A 16423-nucleotide genomic window follows, 5' to 3' on the forward strand; every position below is an offset into this window, starting at 1 on the left:
CATTTCATGACTGGGTGATTGCTCTCGCATTTGGTGGTCGATTGGTTGGATACTGACTTAAGGACTGATACTGATTTAGTTGAAAAAAGCACTTAAAAACAAAAAGGCCTGCATAATGCAGACCTTAAAATTTGAATGACAGTTCAATTCAAATTAGCTAGTTAAGTCATCAAAAAACTTCTTAACACCGCTAAAAAAACCTTCTGATTTAGGACTATGCTTACCTGCCGCTTCGCCACCACATGACTCTTCAAATTCACGCAATAGTTCTTTTTGACGCGAGCTTAATTTTACAGGTGTCTCAACCAATAGCTTAACAATGAGATCGCCCATTGCACCGCCGCGCACCCCTTTCACACCCTTACCACGCATGCGGAACATGCGGCCAGTTTGGGTTTCTTCTGGAACTTTTAAGTTAACACGGCCATCCAATGTCGGAACTTCAACATTGCCACCAAGAGCGGCGAGTGCAAAGCTCACTGGAACTTCACAGTACAAGTTGTTGCCATCTCGTTCGAAAATATGGTGCTCTTTCACATGAACTTGAACATATAGGTCACCCGCTGGTGCTCCCATATCCCCTGCTTCACCTTCACCAGACAAACGAATACGGTCGCCAGTATCAACGCCAGCCGGAATCTTAACGTTAAGGGTTTTACTCTTCTTCTTACGCCCTTGACCATGACACTCATTACAAGGGTTTTTGATGATCTTACCTTTGCCATTACAAGTTGGACAAGTTTGCTGAACAGCAAAGAAGCCCTGACGCATCTGTACTTGGCCGTGCCCATGACAGGTTCCACAGGTATCTGCAGATGTACCTTTCTTCGCACCTGTTCCATTACAGCTATCACAATGAACTAAGGTTGGAATTTCGATTTCTTTTGAACAACCACGAACCGCATCTTCAAGACTCAGTTCCATGTTATACCGAAGGTCGGCACCACGTTGAGCTCGAGCTTGACCACCACCTCGTCGGCCACCACCAAAGATATCGCCGAATACGTCACCAAAAATATCGCCAAAATCAGCACCGCCGCCACCGCCGTAACCACCGCCGCCATTTTGAGAGAATGCCGCATGGCCATACTGATCGTATGCCGCTTTCTTTTGCGGATCGAGTAAGATCTCATAGGCTTCTTTTACTTCTTTGAATTTCGCTTCTGCTGAATCATCATCAGGGTTACGGTCTGGGTGATACTTCATCGCCAGGCGCTTATACGCCTTCTTAACATCACGCTCAGAAGCGTCTTTAGCTACACCTAATACTTCGTAATAATCACGTTTTGACATAGTCGTCGTCACCACTTTTATCTACTGCTAAACGACCTAGCGTCGCTTTCAAAATGTATCGATTTAGAAAATTCGTCTATCTCTTAATCAAAAAAACGATTTATCTAAATCGAAACGTTTGGACAAATGAACGGGCGTTAGAGTTTCCTCAAACGCCCGCAAACACCTAAAAAGGTTAACAAGTTAATCGATGAAAAGTATTCAACGATTATTTCTTGTCTTCTTTAACCTCTTCAAATTCAGCATCAACGACGTCCTCATCAGCTGATGTTGGTTGCTCTTCAGCACCCTCTTCAGCTTGAGCCGCTTGAGCTTTTTGCTGTGCGATTTCCATCAACACTTTAGACGCTTCCATTAGAGACTGAGTCTTAGCATCGATTTCTGCTTTGTCGTCACCTTTACGTGCCGTTTCTAGCTCAGTAACTGCAGCTTCAATTTTCTCTTTTTCGTCGGCAGGAAGTGCGTCACCCGCTTCTTCGATTTGCTTACGAGTAGAGTGAACGATTTGGTCTGCTTGGTTGCGTGCAGAAGCAAGTTCTTCAAACATTTTGTCTGCTTCTTTGTTCGCTTCCGCTTCTTGAACCATTTTCTCGATATCTTCGTCGCTTAGACCACCAGACGCTTGGATAGTGATTTTTTGCTCTTTACCGGTTTGCTTATCTTTCGCGCCAACATGCAAGATACCATCGGCATCAAGGTCAAACGTTACTTCAATCTGTGGCATTCCACGAGGAGCCGCTTGAATGCCCTCTAAGTTGAACTGACCAAGAGACTTGTTATATGTCGCTTGCTTACGCTCACCTTGAAGTACGTGAATCGTTACCGCATTTTGATTATCTTCAGCGGTAGAGAACACTTGGTTCGCTTTCGTTGGGATAGTCGTGTTTTTCTCGATAAGTTTAGTCATTACGCCGCCCATCGTCTCGATACCAAGAGATAGAGGAGTAACATCAAGAAGTAGTACGTCAGTAACGTCACCCGCAAGAACACCACCTTGAACTGCAGCACCAACAGCTACCGCTTCATCAGGGTTTACATCTTTACGTGCTTCTTTACCGAAGAACTCAGCCACTTTAGATTGAACCATAGGCATACGAGTCTGACCACCAACAAGGATTACATCAGTAATTTCGCTTACCGCTAGGCCTGAATCAGAAAGTGCCACTTTCATAGGCTCAAGAGAACGTTGAACCAAATCTTCAACAAGTGATTCTAGTTTCGCACGAGATACTTTGATGTTTAGGTGTTTAGGACCTGTTGCATCTGCAGTGATGTACGGTAGATTCACATCAGTAGATTGAGTTGAAGAAAGTTCAATTTTCGCTTTCTCAGCACCTTCTTTTAGGCGTTGCATTGCCAAAGGATCTGTTTTTAGGTTGATACCTTGGTCTTTCTTAAATTCGTCTACTAAGTAGTTGATTAAACGAGTATCAAAGTCTTCACCACCTAGGTGAGTATCACCGTTAGTTGCAAGTACTTCGAAAGTCTTCTCGCCATCTACTTCGTCAATTTCAATGATTGAGATATCAAATGTACCACCACCAAGGTCATAAACTGCGATAGTGCGATCGCCACCTTGCTTGTCTAAGCCATAAGCTAGAGCAGCAGCTGTTGGTTCATTGATAATACGTTTAACTTCTAAACCAGCAATACGACCAGCATCTTTGGTTGCTTGACGTTGAGCATCGTTAAAGTAAGCAGGAACAGTGATAACAGCACCAGTTACTTCTTCACCAAGAAAGTCTTCAGCTGTTTTTTTCATCTTTTTCAAGATTTCAGCAGAAATTTGTGGCGCGGCTAATTTTTGGTCTTTTACTTCAACCCATGCATCGCCATTGTCTGCTTTTACAATTTTGTAAGGCATGATTGAGATATCACGCTGTACTTCTTCGTCTTCAAAGCGACGCCCAATTAAACGCTTAATCGCAAAAAGCGTATTTTCTGGGTTAGTTACAGCTTGACGTTTTGCTGGTTGACCCACCAAGATCTCACCATCGGTATAACCGATGATAGAAGGAGTGGTACGTTCCCCTTCTGCATTTTCAATTACGCGAGGTTTGTCACCGTCTAATACAGCAACACATGAGTTTGTAGTACCTAAGTCAATACCAATGATCTTACCCATCAGGCTATCTCCGAATTAATTCTATGTTCGTTTTGCATATCCCCGATTTGGGGGCTGGAGAACAAGGTATCAACCCTTATTCTCTTTGATTAACAAACGATGTTTGCTTCTCTATGCCCCATAGATAAGGGCATAAAAACCCTTTTCAAGGGTAAAACGAAAAAAAATCCATTTTATTTTCCCAAAAATTAAGCAAATAAACGCCTACGAGAAGAAAAGACTAAACAGGCTATAACCTCACACCAGTAAGGCTTTAAGTAATAACTTGAATATCGACAAAGGTATTTAAATTCAAAAAGTTAAAGTCAAATCAACTTTTATACTTAACAGGACACCTCTTTTTATTAGTAAGGAACACTGCCGTCAACCACACTATTTTTGCAACCAATTAAAGACTATTTTGTAAAAGTGCGAACAACACATTTCTTACTTTACGCCAAGGTGTGGTACAAAAAGCGAGTGCCTTAACTATTAATTTCAATATTATCAATAACAAAGCCAATCAATAACCTTCTTTAACATCACTATTTTCCATCTTTGTTATATCAAGGGTGGTTAACTAAAAATTGGGCGTAAATGGAATTTGGTATTCGGCACTCTGTCACTCATCAATCGGAACAATAAACACTAATGGAGTTCTACTATGTACAAGGTTGTAAAACATGCACTTATCGTGCTTAGCCTAGGCTTGACCCTTCCAGCGACAGCCATCGCTGATAACTACACCATCGGAACTGGAAGTCAAAGCGGCACTTACTATCCATTTGGCGGAACACTAGCCAAAATTTGGAATGAGAATATCCCTGGTTTTACTATGCGCGCCGAAGTTACCGCAGCATCGGTAGAGAACATCATCAAAGTTTCTTCCGAAAAACAGCTGGTTGGAATTGCAATGGGTAACGTTGTACAAAAAGCCCACAATGGTATTAAACCTTTCCCACGCCAAATGCCAGCAAATGTTCTATTTGCTCTTTACCCGAATGTGGTTCAATTCATTGTTCCAGCAGATTCAGATATTCAGTCTGTATCACAACTAAAAGGTAAGAAAGTATCATTAGGCGCACCGGGTTCAGGTACTCGAGTAAGCGCACAAACCATTTTATCTGCTCTTGGAATCAATGAAGATGATATCGAAGCGCAGTCATTGAATTACACGGCAACAACCAGTGCGATTGCAAATGGTCAAATTGATGCAGGCGTTATCGTAGGTAGCTTAGGTGTTGGTGCTATCACTGAACTTGCATTAACAAGAGATATCCGCATTTTATCGTTTAGCGACGAAGAAATCGCCACAATTACTGGACAAACGCCAGCTTATCAAAAAATTGAAGCACCGGCAGATAGCTACAAAAACGTTCCTGCGTTTAATGCGCCTGCAGTTTGGAACGTCTTAGTTGCGAGTGAAAAAATGAGCGATGAAATGGCTTATAACCTAACGAAGACGGCATTCGAAAATATCGATCAAGTACGTCAAGCTGTGGGTGTCGCGCGCTTTACTACTGTGGAAAACATGAACAAGCTGTCTGGTGTTCCACTTCACCCTGGCGCTCAAAAATATTTTGACGAACAAGCAAAGTAACCCATAAGTTGTATATTAAGTTAACTGGGAGGACATTCTCCTCCCGCCTTATACAAGCTAACACCCCCTAGCGTTTACATTGATGTAAGCGCTGTTCTTCTCTTATGTACATCGGCGAATGAGTACATAGGCAAAATTAGTACGTAAGCAAAATGGAGTTTTGCATGACTCAAGTTTCATCCAGTCAAGAAAAACTGACGGATCTCATTACCTGGATCGTCAGTTTGGTTGCAGTGGCACTAACTGTATTTCAAATTTGGCAAGGCATCACGGCCGATCTCTCCGCAACGGTTTTTCGCCCCGCTCACTTAGGTTGGGTTTTGGTCCTTATTTTTCTCGCGTTTCCTCTCGTAGGGCCTAATCGCAATAGTTCATTCTTTTACTTTTTAGCTCGATCTGTTGATTTAATTTTAATCGTGGCAACATGCTGGGCAGCTTACCGCGTCGTTCAATTTGACTACGACGATATCAGTTTCCTCCTCGACGGTTTGCAGGCCCAAGACCAACTAGCAGGTTTGATACTGATGGTAGTGTTGCTAGAAGCGACCCGACGCTCCGTTGGAATGATTATGGTAGGCGTTGCATTAATATTCCTTTGTTATGCACTGTTTGGTGATGTCTTACCTGCTTCCTTTGCCAGCAAAGGGTTTTCCATTGAAGAAATGGTCCGTTTCCATATTTTCTCGACCAATGGTGTGTTTGGTGCGCCGCTTGCTATCGCCGCCGGTGTGGTCTTTATTTTTGTTCTATTTGGTGCATTTCTCCAAGTCACGGGCGCAGGTCAGTTCTTTATTGATAGTGCTTTTGCGATTGCAGGAAAGTCTCGTGGCGGCCCAGCAAAGGCAAGTGTTCTTGCGTCGGCAGCTTTAGGCTCTATTTCAGGTTCAGCCATTGCGAATACCGTAACGACGGGATCGCTCACCATTCCAATGATGAAAAAGCTCGGCTATAAACCTGAGCAAGCCGCTGGTATTGAAGCAGCAGCCTCAACAGGTGGTCAGATTATGCCTCCTGTTATGGGTGCTGGTGCTTTTGTTATGGCTCAGTTCACAGGTATTCCATATAGCGAGATTATTCTCGTTTCGATCGCTCCAGCGATTCTCTATTTTGGCTGTACTTTACTGTATGTCCATTTAATGGCTTGCAAACTTAACCTTCAAGGCATGAGCGAAACAGAAAAAATCAGCGTTATCTTGAAACAAGGTTGGCACTACTTACTGCCTCTGGTAATGATCACAATACTCCTTGTTATGGCCTACTCGCCTATTTTGGTCGGTATTGCTGGGTGTGCTGCTATATTGCTTGCCGCAGTTTCTCGAAAAGGCAGTAAAATGACTTTCGCTTTAGTGCTTCAAGGTATGAAAGAAGGAGCAATTCTTGCGTTACCCATTTCTATCGCGTGTGCAACAGCAGGAATCGTGGTTGGTGTGGTTGGACAAACAGGAATTGGCTTACAGTTCACTCAGTTCCTTACCACGCTATCCGGTGGGCATTTATGGTCAGCAATGTTATTTATCGCCTTTGCAGCGGTAATCTTAGGTATGGGACTTCCCGTAACCGCGGCCTATATTGTTCTTTCCGTTATGGCGGTTCCGGCTTTGATGGATTTAAATGTACCGTTACTCACTGCACATATGATTGTCTTCTGGCTATCGCAAACCTCAAACGTCACCCCTCCAATTGCTCTCGCAGCCTTTGCTGGTGCTGGGATAGCCAATGCCTCGCCGATGAAATCGTCGGTACAAGCGTTTAAACTGGCGCAAGGGTTCTTTTTGATTCCAGCGATGATGGCTTTCTCAGGCTTGATTTGGAGCCAAAATGAGTCATCGTTTGAGTTCATTGAATCGATTGTTGCTTGTGTGGCACTGATTGTTTCATTTGCCGGTGCAATTGAAGGCTATTTATTCAAAGCGCTATCGCAGCCAAAACGCATTGCTCTACTTGGGTTAGCATTAACGACATTATTGCTTCCGAATCCATTCCGCTTACTCACGATAGGACTTATCTTTGTCTTTGTGCTGCTGGAATATCGAAATAGCCGAACGTTATCTAAGGCAGTTTAACAGCCAAAAAAAAGGTCTAGCATCACGCTAGACCTTTTTTAATTAACTGTCCTGAAAAGATTAAATCTTCGCTTCTTTCTTCGTCATGTTAAACGATGAATTCGACATACGAACATCTTCAGGGTACTTGATCTGATCATCTGGTAAGAATGGAACACTCTCAGCACACTTATCACCAAAGATATCAGGACGACCTTCAGGGAACATGCGAGGGAATGGTACTGGTAGTTTGTAAAGCTTAGCAGCAGTACCACCCATAATCATGTTGATCTCATCTTGAGTGATGAAGTCACCAACACGGTCGATAGTGCGCATACCCCAACCATAAAAATCTGGTTGATAAGTAGGAACAGCTGGCCAACCTTCGTAGCCAAAACACATCATTGAGAAGGTATCACGATACTCAAGCTCTTTAACTTTAGGTCCATACTGTTCAATCTTCTTAGTAACAATATGTTGAGGAACGTTACCGTAATCGTGACCCCACATTAATTGGTTAGCAGTAACACCAGCTTCAAATGCGATGCGGAACTGTTCAACACCCCAACCACCGGTTTCCATGTAAATGTTCTTGATGCTACCAACAATTTCATACATTTCACGGATTGCTTCCATACCACGGACGTTTTCATCTTCAACACAACCGTGAGATTGAATCAATTTAAGAGTTGGGAAAGTCTCTGCAACTTTGCGCAACATATCAACGTTTTTCCAGTCTTTAAAATGAATAAACTGGTCATGGTTAATTACAGGTACATCGTATTTAATGGCGAGTTCTGCAATCGCACACCACTCTTCAAAGCGCTTTTCAAATGAAACGTTACCTTCAAAACCAGGTAGCTGACGGTGGTAAGCAGAAGAACCCGGTGCAAATTCACCGATACCAACAAACATGTTCGTTTTTAGAGCCGTTTCCACTTCAGTCATTGCATCTTTGAAGCTGTACTGTTTTTCGCCGCGAATTGCTTTCAATACTTCTTCTTGATCACAACAACACGCACGGAATTTATCAGGGAATCGCTTAACTAATTTTGCTTGAGAAGCGTTAGTCGTGCCTGGAATACTTGGCAATAAAACCGCCATATCAACACCGTAGCGATCCATATCGTACAAAGTTAACGGGCTGTTATCGAAACAAGCGATCTCTTGTGAAAGACCATTCCATTCGTGATTGTCGACACTGTCCCAACCTTCTTGAGTTGCAGGCTGATAGAGAGACGTAATATGACAATGGGTATCTACGACAAAGCGTGCGATATTTCTCATGATTTACTCCAATTTGATTTAATAATGACATTGTTCCCAGCAGGGAAAATCTTGCAGTTCTGCGCTCAATCGAGTTCATATCAAGTGGGCAATGAGGCATCACCATGGATAAACAAGATTAACAAACTATGTTCCAAGGATACTATATAGTTTCCATGGAACATATATATCTTTTGGTCAATTTGTTTTATATTTAGTCAAGTTGTGAGCCAAAACACAGGAGAGAACGCCCCTCTTTACCATGAATATTAAGGCATTGATCCTAATCAAAATGTGGGCTGATTTTTGTTATTAATTTTGGTCGTTCTTAGTGGTTAAATAGCCTTCGGATAAAAACTTCAACTTGAGATGACTTAAGAATAAAGGCTACTATTGCTGTTCGAAAATAAGGAAATGTATGAAGCCAAAGAAGAATAAAATTGAAACTCTTTTTGCTGAACGAAGTTGGTATAACAGTGACTCGTCGGCTCCTCCGGTCGATCTGCTGATTCGTTCGGTGCATGAAACTCTAAAAACCAGTTTTATTCAGGTTCTTAATCCTTATGGCGTGCAGTTTTCTGAGTGGTTGGTACTCACCGCCCTTCACTCAAATAAGCCTTCTTTTACTTTGACTGCAAAAGAGATCAATAGCGCCATGCTATTCACGGCAGGTGGAGTAAGTAAAGTAATCGATAGACTGGGTAAATTAGGGCTCATTGATCGCATCGACAACCCAGAGGATGGTAGAAGTAAGCTGGTTCACCTTACTCAGAAAGGACTTGAGACAATCGAATCAATTCACAAACAAAAACTCGAGTGTGAGCAAAGAGAATTAAGTGGTCTCGATGAATCAGAGCTTGCCACGCTGGTAACGCTTCTCAGAAAGCTGATTCAGCATTCAAATTCAAATAACGGCTAGCATTACCCCATAATCCAAATAAAAAATCCCCGAACCAATTAGGTTCGGGGATTTGTCTATATGAGCAAAATAGAGCCGTTATCACTCTCTATCTAGTTTGCTAGGCGAAAGATTATTTCGATACCATAACCATTGCAGGGCGAATCACTCGACCATTCAATTCATAGCCTTTTTGCATCACAAACATAACCGTATTAGGTTCATGATCAGGGCTTTCTTGAATCGACATCGCTTGATGATATTCAGGGTTGAACGCTTCGCCTTCTGGGTTAATCACGGCTAAACCGAATTTAGCAATCGTATCAACAAACGTTTTATGCGTTAGCTCAATACCTTCTAAAATAGGCTTAATCACCTCGTTTTCACCGTCTGCGGCTTGAATTGCGCGCTCTAGATTATCAATAACTGGCAACAACTCTTCTGCAAAGCGACCTAATGCGTATTTACGCGCTTTATCAATTTCTTGTTCGCTACGGCGGCGCATATTTTCGACTTCCGCTTTCGCACGCAACACGCCTTCTTGTTGATCTTTTACTTTTGCTTCACTAGACAGCAGTGCAGCTTCCAGTTGAGCAATCTTATTCGCTTGCTCGTCGAGCTCTAGTTCTTCGCTTTCATTCCAATCGATATCAGCGTCACTACCAACAACGTCGGCCTCTGCTTGCTCTTGCTCCACGGCGTCTTGCTGTAGTTCTTCATCTTTGATTTTGTTTTCTTCGTTGCTCATGATATCTCCAGAGTTGCATGTTCTTTTTGTGTCTAGTATTTCAAAATTATTTTACACGAAACACATAAAAATTCGCTTTAAAGCATAACTTGCCTTTATTATGGGGGCGATGACTCTCGATTCAAGCCGACTTGATTGGAAAAACTATGAAAAAAGCCTTCAACGTTATCGCCATTATTGGCAAACCCCGTAATAAAGTCGCAATTCAAACTCACAAAGAGTTATTTGACTACCTAACCGAGCAGGGTTATGAGGTCATTATCGATGAACGATTACAAGGCTTACTCAAAAATATTCCTCAATCTCACTTTACGCCTTTACTCGAATTAGCAGAAAAAGCCGATCTTGCCATCGTGGTTGGCGGTGATGGTAACATGCTTGGCGCTGCTCGTGTGTTATCTCGTTTTAATGTGAAAGTTATTGGCGTTAACCGCGGTAACTTAGGCTTTCTTACCGATTTAAATCCTGAGGAATTTCATCACGAGCTCTCGTTGGTTCTCTCAGGGAAGTATACCGATGAGCAACGTTTTCTTCTCGAAGCCGAAGTTCATCGTCACGGCGAGGTGAAAAGTCATAATACAGCACTCAATGAAGCGGTATTGCACCCCGGCCAAATAGCTCGAATGATCGAATTCGAAGTCTATATTGATGATGTATTCGCATTCTCTCAACGCTCTGACGGCATCATTGTTTCCACACCAACCGGTTCAACGGCCTATTCGCTATCTGGTGGCGGCCCGATTCTTTCCCCTAGCTTAAACGCGCTGTCATTGGTTCCTATGTTTCCACACACCTTATCTTGTCGACCATTAGTGGTAGACGGAAATAAGCGAATCAAGTTGGTAGTTTCTCCAGATAACCCGGGTATTCAGCAAGTGAGTTGTGATGGTCAAGTCTCTCTTCCTGTGACTCCGGGCGATGAAGTTCATGTATATCAAAGTCCAAATAGCCTGCATTTGGTCCATCCTGAAAACTACAGTTATTACCATGTTCTACGAAATAAACTCGGGTGGTCAAACAAACTCTTTTAGAGACAGCAATCCCATATTAATCGCAAAATAGAATAAATTTCACTCACCTTCTTTACTGTATAAGCAAACAGTATATACTGATTACTTATACAGTATTGTTATTATATACAGGGTGAGAACATGCTAGCACATCTAAGTGTCAATAATTTTGCTATCGTTAAGTCATTACAGTTAGAGTTATCTCAAGGGATGACCACCATTACTGGAGAAACCGGCGCAGGTAAATCCATTGCTATTGATGCTCTTGGGCTGTGCCTTGGAGGCCGTGCTGAAGCAAGCATGGTACGTCAAGGTGAAGAAAGAACGGAAGTTTGCGCAGCATTTTTATTAGAAAATAATCTTCATGCTTCTCGCTGGTTAGAAGACAATGAATTGCTCGATGGCAACGAATGTATATTACGCCGAGTAATCACCCGCGAAGGTCGCTCACGAGCTTTCATTAATGGCAGTCCTGTTCCACTTGCCCAACTAAAGGCCCTTGGTCAACTGCTGATTAATATTCATGGTCAACATGCGCATCAGCAATTGTTAAAGCCAGAGCATCAAATGTCGATGCTTGATCAATATGCTGGTCATCACTCTCTTATTGCGAAAACCCGCGATGCTTATCAGCAATGGCGCTTAGCTCGCAATGAACTCCAACAAGTCAAAGAGAATAGTGAAACCAACCAAGCTCAGTTACAACTGCTCGAATATCAAATCAAAGAACTCAATGAGCTCGCGATTGGCGAAGAAGAATTTACAGAACTCGAGATAGAACATAAACGCCTGTCTAATAGCGGTGAATTAGCGCAAAACTGCCAGCAAGCACTCGAACTCTTATCCGACAATAATGATGTGAACGCTCTGAGTTTACTGCAAAATATTAACCAATCGTTAGTGAACCTTGCCGAGCTTGATAATAGCTTAGATGCGCTGCCTTCCATGCTAAATGAAGCGATAATTCAACTCGAAGAGACCAACAGCGAATTACGCGGCTACTTTGATAATATCGAAGTCGATCCCGCTCAAATGGCCTACATTGAAGAACGCTACAGCAAAGTAATTTCACTGGCGAAGAAGCATCGAATTTTACCTGAAGAGCTGTATAACCATCATCAATCACTATTGGCAGAAATTCAAAAGCTCGATTACTCCGATGAAAAAATTGATGATTTGAAGCGAGATGTCGACGCGAAACATGCCAGTTTTATTCAACAAGCCGAGAAACTGCATAAATCCCGTTTGCGCTACGCCAAAGAGCTCGACAAGCTTATTTCTCAAAGTATGCATGAATTAAGTATGGAGAACGCAAAGTTCCATATTGACCTCACCTTTGATGCTCAACATATGTCACCTTTAGGTTGTAACTCTGCCGTTTTCACTGTTTCAACCAACCCGGGGCAACCATTAGAGTCGATTGCTAAAGTTGCATCGGGTGGCGAGTTATCACGAATTTCATTGGCGATACAAGTCATTACCGCGCAGAAAGTAGATACCCCGAGTCTAATGTTTGATGAAGTCGATGTCGGTATTAGCGGACCAACCGCCGCCATGGTCGGAAAATTATTGCGTCAATTGGGAGAATCAACACAAGTGATCTGCGTGACCCACCTTCCTCAAGTTGCCGGTTGTGGTCATCAGCAACTCTTTGTTAGTAAGCATATCAAGGCAGGAAAAACCGAAACACAAATGTCGACACTGGATACTCAAGAGCGAGTAGCAGAATTGGCTCGCTTGCTTGGCGGCAGCGAAATTACCGAAACAACGCTGGCCAATGCCAAAGAACTTTTGCAAATCGCCGCTTAATTTATCAACAATTACGCGAAAGCTTGCAACAAACTGTGAAAATTGTGGTCTTAGCTGGCTCAGATGATGAAGAGTGTTTTTACTTCTGGTCTGAGCTTGTTTATTATCAGTCCAGTTAATTTTTAAATTAGATGTCCAATTATGCAGTTAAAGAAATGGCTTATTGTTGTTCCCCTTTCGCTTACGATGCTAAGTGGTTGTTCACTTGTTGAACGTTTAGTCTATCGAATCGATATCAATCAGGGTAACTATGTAGAACAACCCGCTGTCGAGCGTCTGCGAGTGGGTATGACGAAAGAACAGGTGCGCTTCGTTCTCGGCTCACCCATGCTAGTAGAAACCGGTTATCCCAATACTTGGTATTATATCTACCACCATACTCCAGGGCATGAAGAGACCGATCAGAAAGATTTGATTGTTCACTTTGATAACTCAAGCCAGTTAACCAAAGTCGAGGGCGACTTCCCAGTGAGCAGTAACTTTAACGACGGCCTGCTATAACTCTACGGTGTTCCCAAAACAAAAAAAGCAACCTCTTCTAAAAGGTTGCTTTTTCGCTTTATGATCGTTGGAAAAAACCACATGATCATCGCTATCAGTTTTGTTTTGCGGCTTGTTTGGCTTGCTCAGCGCGTTTACGGCGGATCTCTTTAGGGTCCGCTAATAATGGTCGGTATATCTCAATACGATCGCCATTATTAACTGTCGTATTAAGCTTCACATTACGGCTGAATACACCGACTTTATTTTTTGCCAAATCAATTTCAGGATACATCGCAAGTACACCTGACTGTTGAATAATATCTTCGACACTGGATTCGCTATCCACCATCAAAGCCAATACGCGCTGCTCATCTGGCAATGCGTAGATCACTTCGACCTGTATCATTTCTGCTTCAGTACTCATCGTTCTAGTACACCTGCTTTGCTCGTTGAGTAAACGCATTAACCATGTTGCTGGTTAACTCATTGAAAATTTTTCCAAATGCCAATTCAACCATTTTACTAGAAAACTCAAATTCCAGTTTCAATTCGACTTTACAAGCCTGTTCATCAAGTGCGGTAAAGTACCACCCACCACCAAGTGATTTAAACGGGCCGTCTACAAGTTCCATCAAAATAGATTGGTTTGCGTTGAGCGTATTTGAAGTAGTAAACGTCTTACTGATTCCTGCTTTCGATACATCTACAGAGGCCACCATTTTGTTTAACGATGATTCCAATACTTTACTTCCCGAACACCCAGGAAGAAACTCTGGATATTTTGGCACATCATTCACTAAGTTAAACATTTGTTCAGCGCTAAATGGCACTAATGCTGAACGACTGACCTGCTTCATAATCACTCCTGTATCACGCCTAAAGTAAAAGGCTGCGCCAATTGTACTTTTATACCCAAGTAACCTCAATATGCAGCTATCAATCCTGCATCTTGAGATCACTTGGGTATATTCTTATCCGACGCAAATAAAAGGATTTCCTATCGAGAGTTCAAGTCGTATAATGCGCCACTATGGCTAAGAAAAAATCAAAATCAAAAGTAGGAAGTAATACCATTGCTTCCAATAAAAAGGCTCGTCACGAATACTTCATCGATGATGAAATTGAAGCGGGTCTAGAACTCCAAGGCTGGGAAGTAAAATCTCTTCGCCAAGGAAAAGCAAATATCGCAGAGAGTTACGTTTTCATGCGAGACGGAGAGGCGTTTGTCTCGGGTATGACAATTACCCCACTAACACAAGCGTCGACTCACGTGGTTGCCAACCCTACTCGTGTGCGCAAGCTTCTATTATCTCGCCGTGAACTCGACAACTTGTTTGGTCGTATCAACCGTGAGGGTATGACTCTGGCAGCTCTTTCTCTTTACTGGTCACGCTCTTGGGTGAAAATCAAGATTGGTGTGGCGAAAGGTAAGAAACTTCACGATAAACGTGACGATTCAAAAGAAAAAGACTGGCAACGTGAGAAAGCGCGTGTGATGAAAGGTTCACTGCGTTAAAACTAACCACTTGATTGTGCAAAGGTAGACAGGACGTTGTTTTCTGTTACTATGCACGCTCTACCTTGGGGCTGATCCAGGATTCGACGGGAATGCTGAAGTCTGAGGTGCATGCCGAGGTGCGGTAGGCCTCGTTAATAAACCGCAAAAAAATAGTCGCAAACGACGAAAACTACGCACTAGCAGCTTAATACCCTGCTCAGAGCTCTCTTGCCCTAGCTTCCGCTTGTAAGACGGGGAATAACAAGAGATCAAACCCAAACTAGCTAGCCCGGATTCTCCCGCCTGAGAGGTGAACGGCGAATTTTAATTCAGGATAGTCACTTACTAGCGTGTCGGTTCGCAGGTATTTGGTGAATGTAAAGATCGACTAAGCATGTAGTACCAATGATCAATGGTTTTCGGACGCGGGTTCAACTCCCGCCAGCTCCACCAATTAAAGAAATGGCTTGTTAATCAATGATTTTCAAGCCATTTTTGTATCTTACTTCCTATTATTCTCCACTATGCAAGGCATATTTATCAGGTGAGCTACACAATAACCACAAATAATTTCCTCTATCTCAGTTTTTCTTTCGCCAACGCCCCCCGTTAGATATTCTAAGTACCATACTGAGAGAAAAAGCTAAAAATCAGCTTCCAAACCAAATGTCGATCCATAGCAATGATCACCGCTCGTGAACATAAGGCTGATGAATCAGAGATTTTTCTGCCTCTGAGTGAAAATTATTGAATTATGCGTCTTGCATTAAGTCCCAAAACTCACTGTCTAACTTTTTAATTTCAATGACCTTTTCAACTTGCATTCCCAAGTTAAAATCATAAATGTATTGAGCGAGTTGCTGACCATCGATCAAAACCAGTGCGGTAATGCCATTCAAATTATTGGCGTATTCTTGAGCACCTTTCGTATAAGATGAAGTGGTAATGAAAATCCCTTTGTTCGATTGAGCTACAGCTAATGCACCAACAAACTTCTGAATCTCGTCTCGACCAACCGTATTACCAATATCATAACGTTTTGCTTGGATGTGGATTCGCCCTAACCCCAACAAATCTTCTTTGATAATCCCGTCTATTCCACCATCGTTAGAGGCTTGAGTAACTTCACCAGCGTTTTTAACTTGTCCACCATAGCCCATTCGCTCAAGCAGAGACACGACAAGATGTTCAAACTCTCGTGGCGATTTTCTCAGAACTGTCTCTAAAATCTCATCGTAGATGGATTTTTTTATTTCATCGAATGATTCAGAAAAGAGCTGAAGGGGTGTTTTATCTTCCGTTTCAATATTCGCTGTTTCATCAACAACCAGAGGCTTTGATTTTTTCTTTGCATTGGCTTTATACAAATATGTTTCAGCATCTTTTCTTTGTAGCATTAACCGACCAGAATCGTTGATCTGATAAACTCCACGCCTTGGTTTGTCGATATATCCAGCTAAATTTAAAAAGCTCATCGCCCAAGAGATCCGATCTAGAAATACAGGGCCATTGCCAGATTCATACATTTGCTCAATCTCTGCATCTGAGAGATGAAAATGTTGCGCCAAAGGCTTAACCAGTTTTTTAAGTTTCTTCGCCTCACCATCAAGTAAGTGAGTTAAAACGACAAATCGAATTTCATTGTGCTTGGGTATTATCATAAATATATGCC

General features: G+C 42.4%; 14 protein-coding genes and 1 other RNA gene. 8 read left to right on the forward strand and 7 right to left on the reverse strand.

Annotated elements, in window-relative coordinates:
* Positions 1-153: 153 nt before the first annotated feature.
* The gene (dnaJ, locus tag ACWU4D_RS15725; protein ID WP_456052397.1) at positions 154-1293 is read right to left on the reverse strand and encodes a molecular chaperone DnaJ; all 1140 of its coding nucleotides are present in this window, start codon (positions 1291-1293) and stop codon (positions 154-156) included.
* 208 nt (positions 1294-1501) lie between these two features.
* A complete protein-coding gene (dnaK, locus tag ACWU4D_RS15730) occupies positions 1502-3418 on the reverse strand; it encodes a molecular chaperone DnaK (RefSeq protein ID WP_456052398.1) in 1917 nt (638 codons plus the stop codon).
* Between the two features lie 643 nt (positions 3419-4061).
* Here dnaK and ACWU4D_RS15735 point away from each other — a divergent pair.
* Together ACWU4D_RS15735 and ACWU4D_RS15740 are read left to right on the forward strand one after the other, a co-directional pair.
* Positions 4062-4997, forward strand: coding sequence for a TAXI family TRAP transporter solute-binding subunit (locus ACWU4D_RS15735; protein ID WP_456052399.1), 936 nt, complete (start codon positions 4062-4064; stop codon positions 4995-4997).
* A gap of 164 nt (positions 4998-5161) precedes the next feature.
* A complete protein-coding gene (locus ACWU4D_RS15740) occupies positions 5162-7060 on the forward strand; it encodes a TRAP transporter permease (protein ID WP_456052400.1) in 1899 nt (632 codons plus the stop codon).
* Positions 7061-7120: 60 nt separating this feature from the next.
* On the opposite strand, the gene ACWU4D_RS15745 is transcribed toward ACWU4D_RS15740, so the two are convergent.
* On the reverse strand, positions 7121-8326 hold the full coding sequence (locus ACWU4D_RS15745; protein ID WP_456052401.1) for an amidohydrolase family protein: 1206 nt from the start codon (positions 8324-8326) through the stop codon (positions 7121-7123).
* Between the two features lie 397 nt (positions 8327-8723).
* Here ACWU4D_RS15745 and ACWU4D_RS15750 point away from each other — a divergent pair, with 397 nt between their 5' ends.
* Complete coding sequence (locus tag ACWU4D_RS15750; RefSeq protein ID WP_456052402.1) at positions 8724-9224, forward strand: MarR family winged helix-turn-helix transcriptional regulator; 501 nt, start codon at positions 8724-8726, stop codon at positions 9222-9224.
* Positions 9225-9336: 112 nt separating this feature from the next.
* Here the strand turns inward: ACWU4D_RS15750 and grpE are convergent, their stop codons facing one another.
* On the reverse strand, positions 9337-9951 hold the full coding sequence (gene grpE, locus ACWU4D_RS15755; RefSeq protein WP_456052403.1) for a nucleotide exchange factor GrpE: 615 nt from the start codon (positions 9949-9951) through the stop codon (positions 9337-9339).
* 146 nt (positions 9952-10097) lie between these two features.
* Here grpE and nadK point away from each other — a divergent pair, with 146 nt between their 5' ends.
* From nadK to bamE, 3 genes are all read left to right on the forward strand, one after another.
* A complete protein-coding gene (gene nadK / locus ACWU4D_RS15760) occupies positions 10098-10982 on the forward strand; it encodes an NAD(+) kinase (protein WP_456052404.1) in 885 nt (294 codons plus the stop codon).
* 120 nt (positions 10983-11102) lie between these two features.
* Positions 11103-12770 (forward strand): DNA repair protein RecN, encoded by a 1668-nt coding sequence (gene recN / locus ACWU4D_RS15765; RefSeq protein ID WP_456052405.1) that lies wholly within the window; start codon positions 11103-11105, stop codon positions 12768-12770.
* Between the two features lie 141 nt (positions 12771-12911).
* Positions 12912-13271, forward strand: a complete 360-nt coding sequence (bamE, locus tag ACWU4D_RS15770; protein ID WP_456052406.1) for an outer membrane protein assembly factor BamE — start codon at positions 12912-12914, stop codon at positions 13269-13271.
* 94 nt (positions 13272-13365) lie between these two features.
* Here bamE and ACWU4D_RS15775 read toward each other — a convergent pair whose 3' ends face one another.
* Both ACWU4D_RS15775 and ACWU4D_RS15780 read right to left on the reverse strand, forming a co-directional pair.
* Entirely contained in the window at positions 13366-13677 is a 312-nt protein-coding gene (locus tag ACWU4D_RS15775) for an RnfH family protein (protein ID WP_456052407.1), read from the reverse strand.
* A gap of 4 nt (positions 13678-13681) precedes the next feature.
* Entirely contained in the window at positions 13682-14110 is a 429-nt protein-coding gene (locus ACWU4D_RS15780; RefSeq protein ID WP_456052408.1) for an SRPBCC family protein, read from the reverse strand.
* 173 nt (positions 14111-14283) lie between these two features.
* Between ACWU4D_RS15780 and smpB the strand changes: the two genes are divergently transcribed.
* On the forward strand, positions 14284-14769 hold the full coding sequence (gene smpB, locus ACWU4D_RS15785) for an SsrA-binding protein SmpB (RefSeq protein WP_456052409.1): 486 nt from the start codon (positions 14284-14286) through the stop codon (positions 14767-14769).
* Between the two features lie 67 nt (positions 14770-14836).
* Positions 14837-15204: a transfer-messenger RNA gene (gene ssrA / locus ACWU4D_RS15790) on the forward strand.
* A gap of 299 nt (positions 15205-15503) precedes the next feature.
* On the opposite strand, the gene ACWU4D_RS15795 is transcribed toward ssrA, so the two are convergent.
* Positions 15504-16412, reverse strand: coding sequence for a restriction endonuclease (locus ACWU4D_RS15795; RefSeq protein WP_456052410.1), 909 nt, complete (start codon positions 16410-16412; stop codon positions 15504-15506).
* Positions 16413-16423 lie beyond the last annotated feature (11 nt).

The organism is Vibrio phycocola (assembly GCF_053850235.1).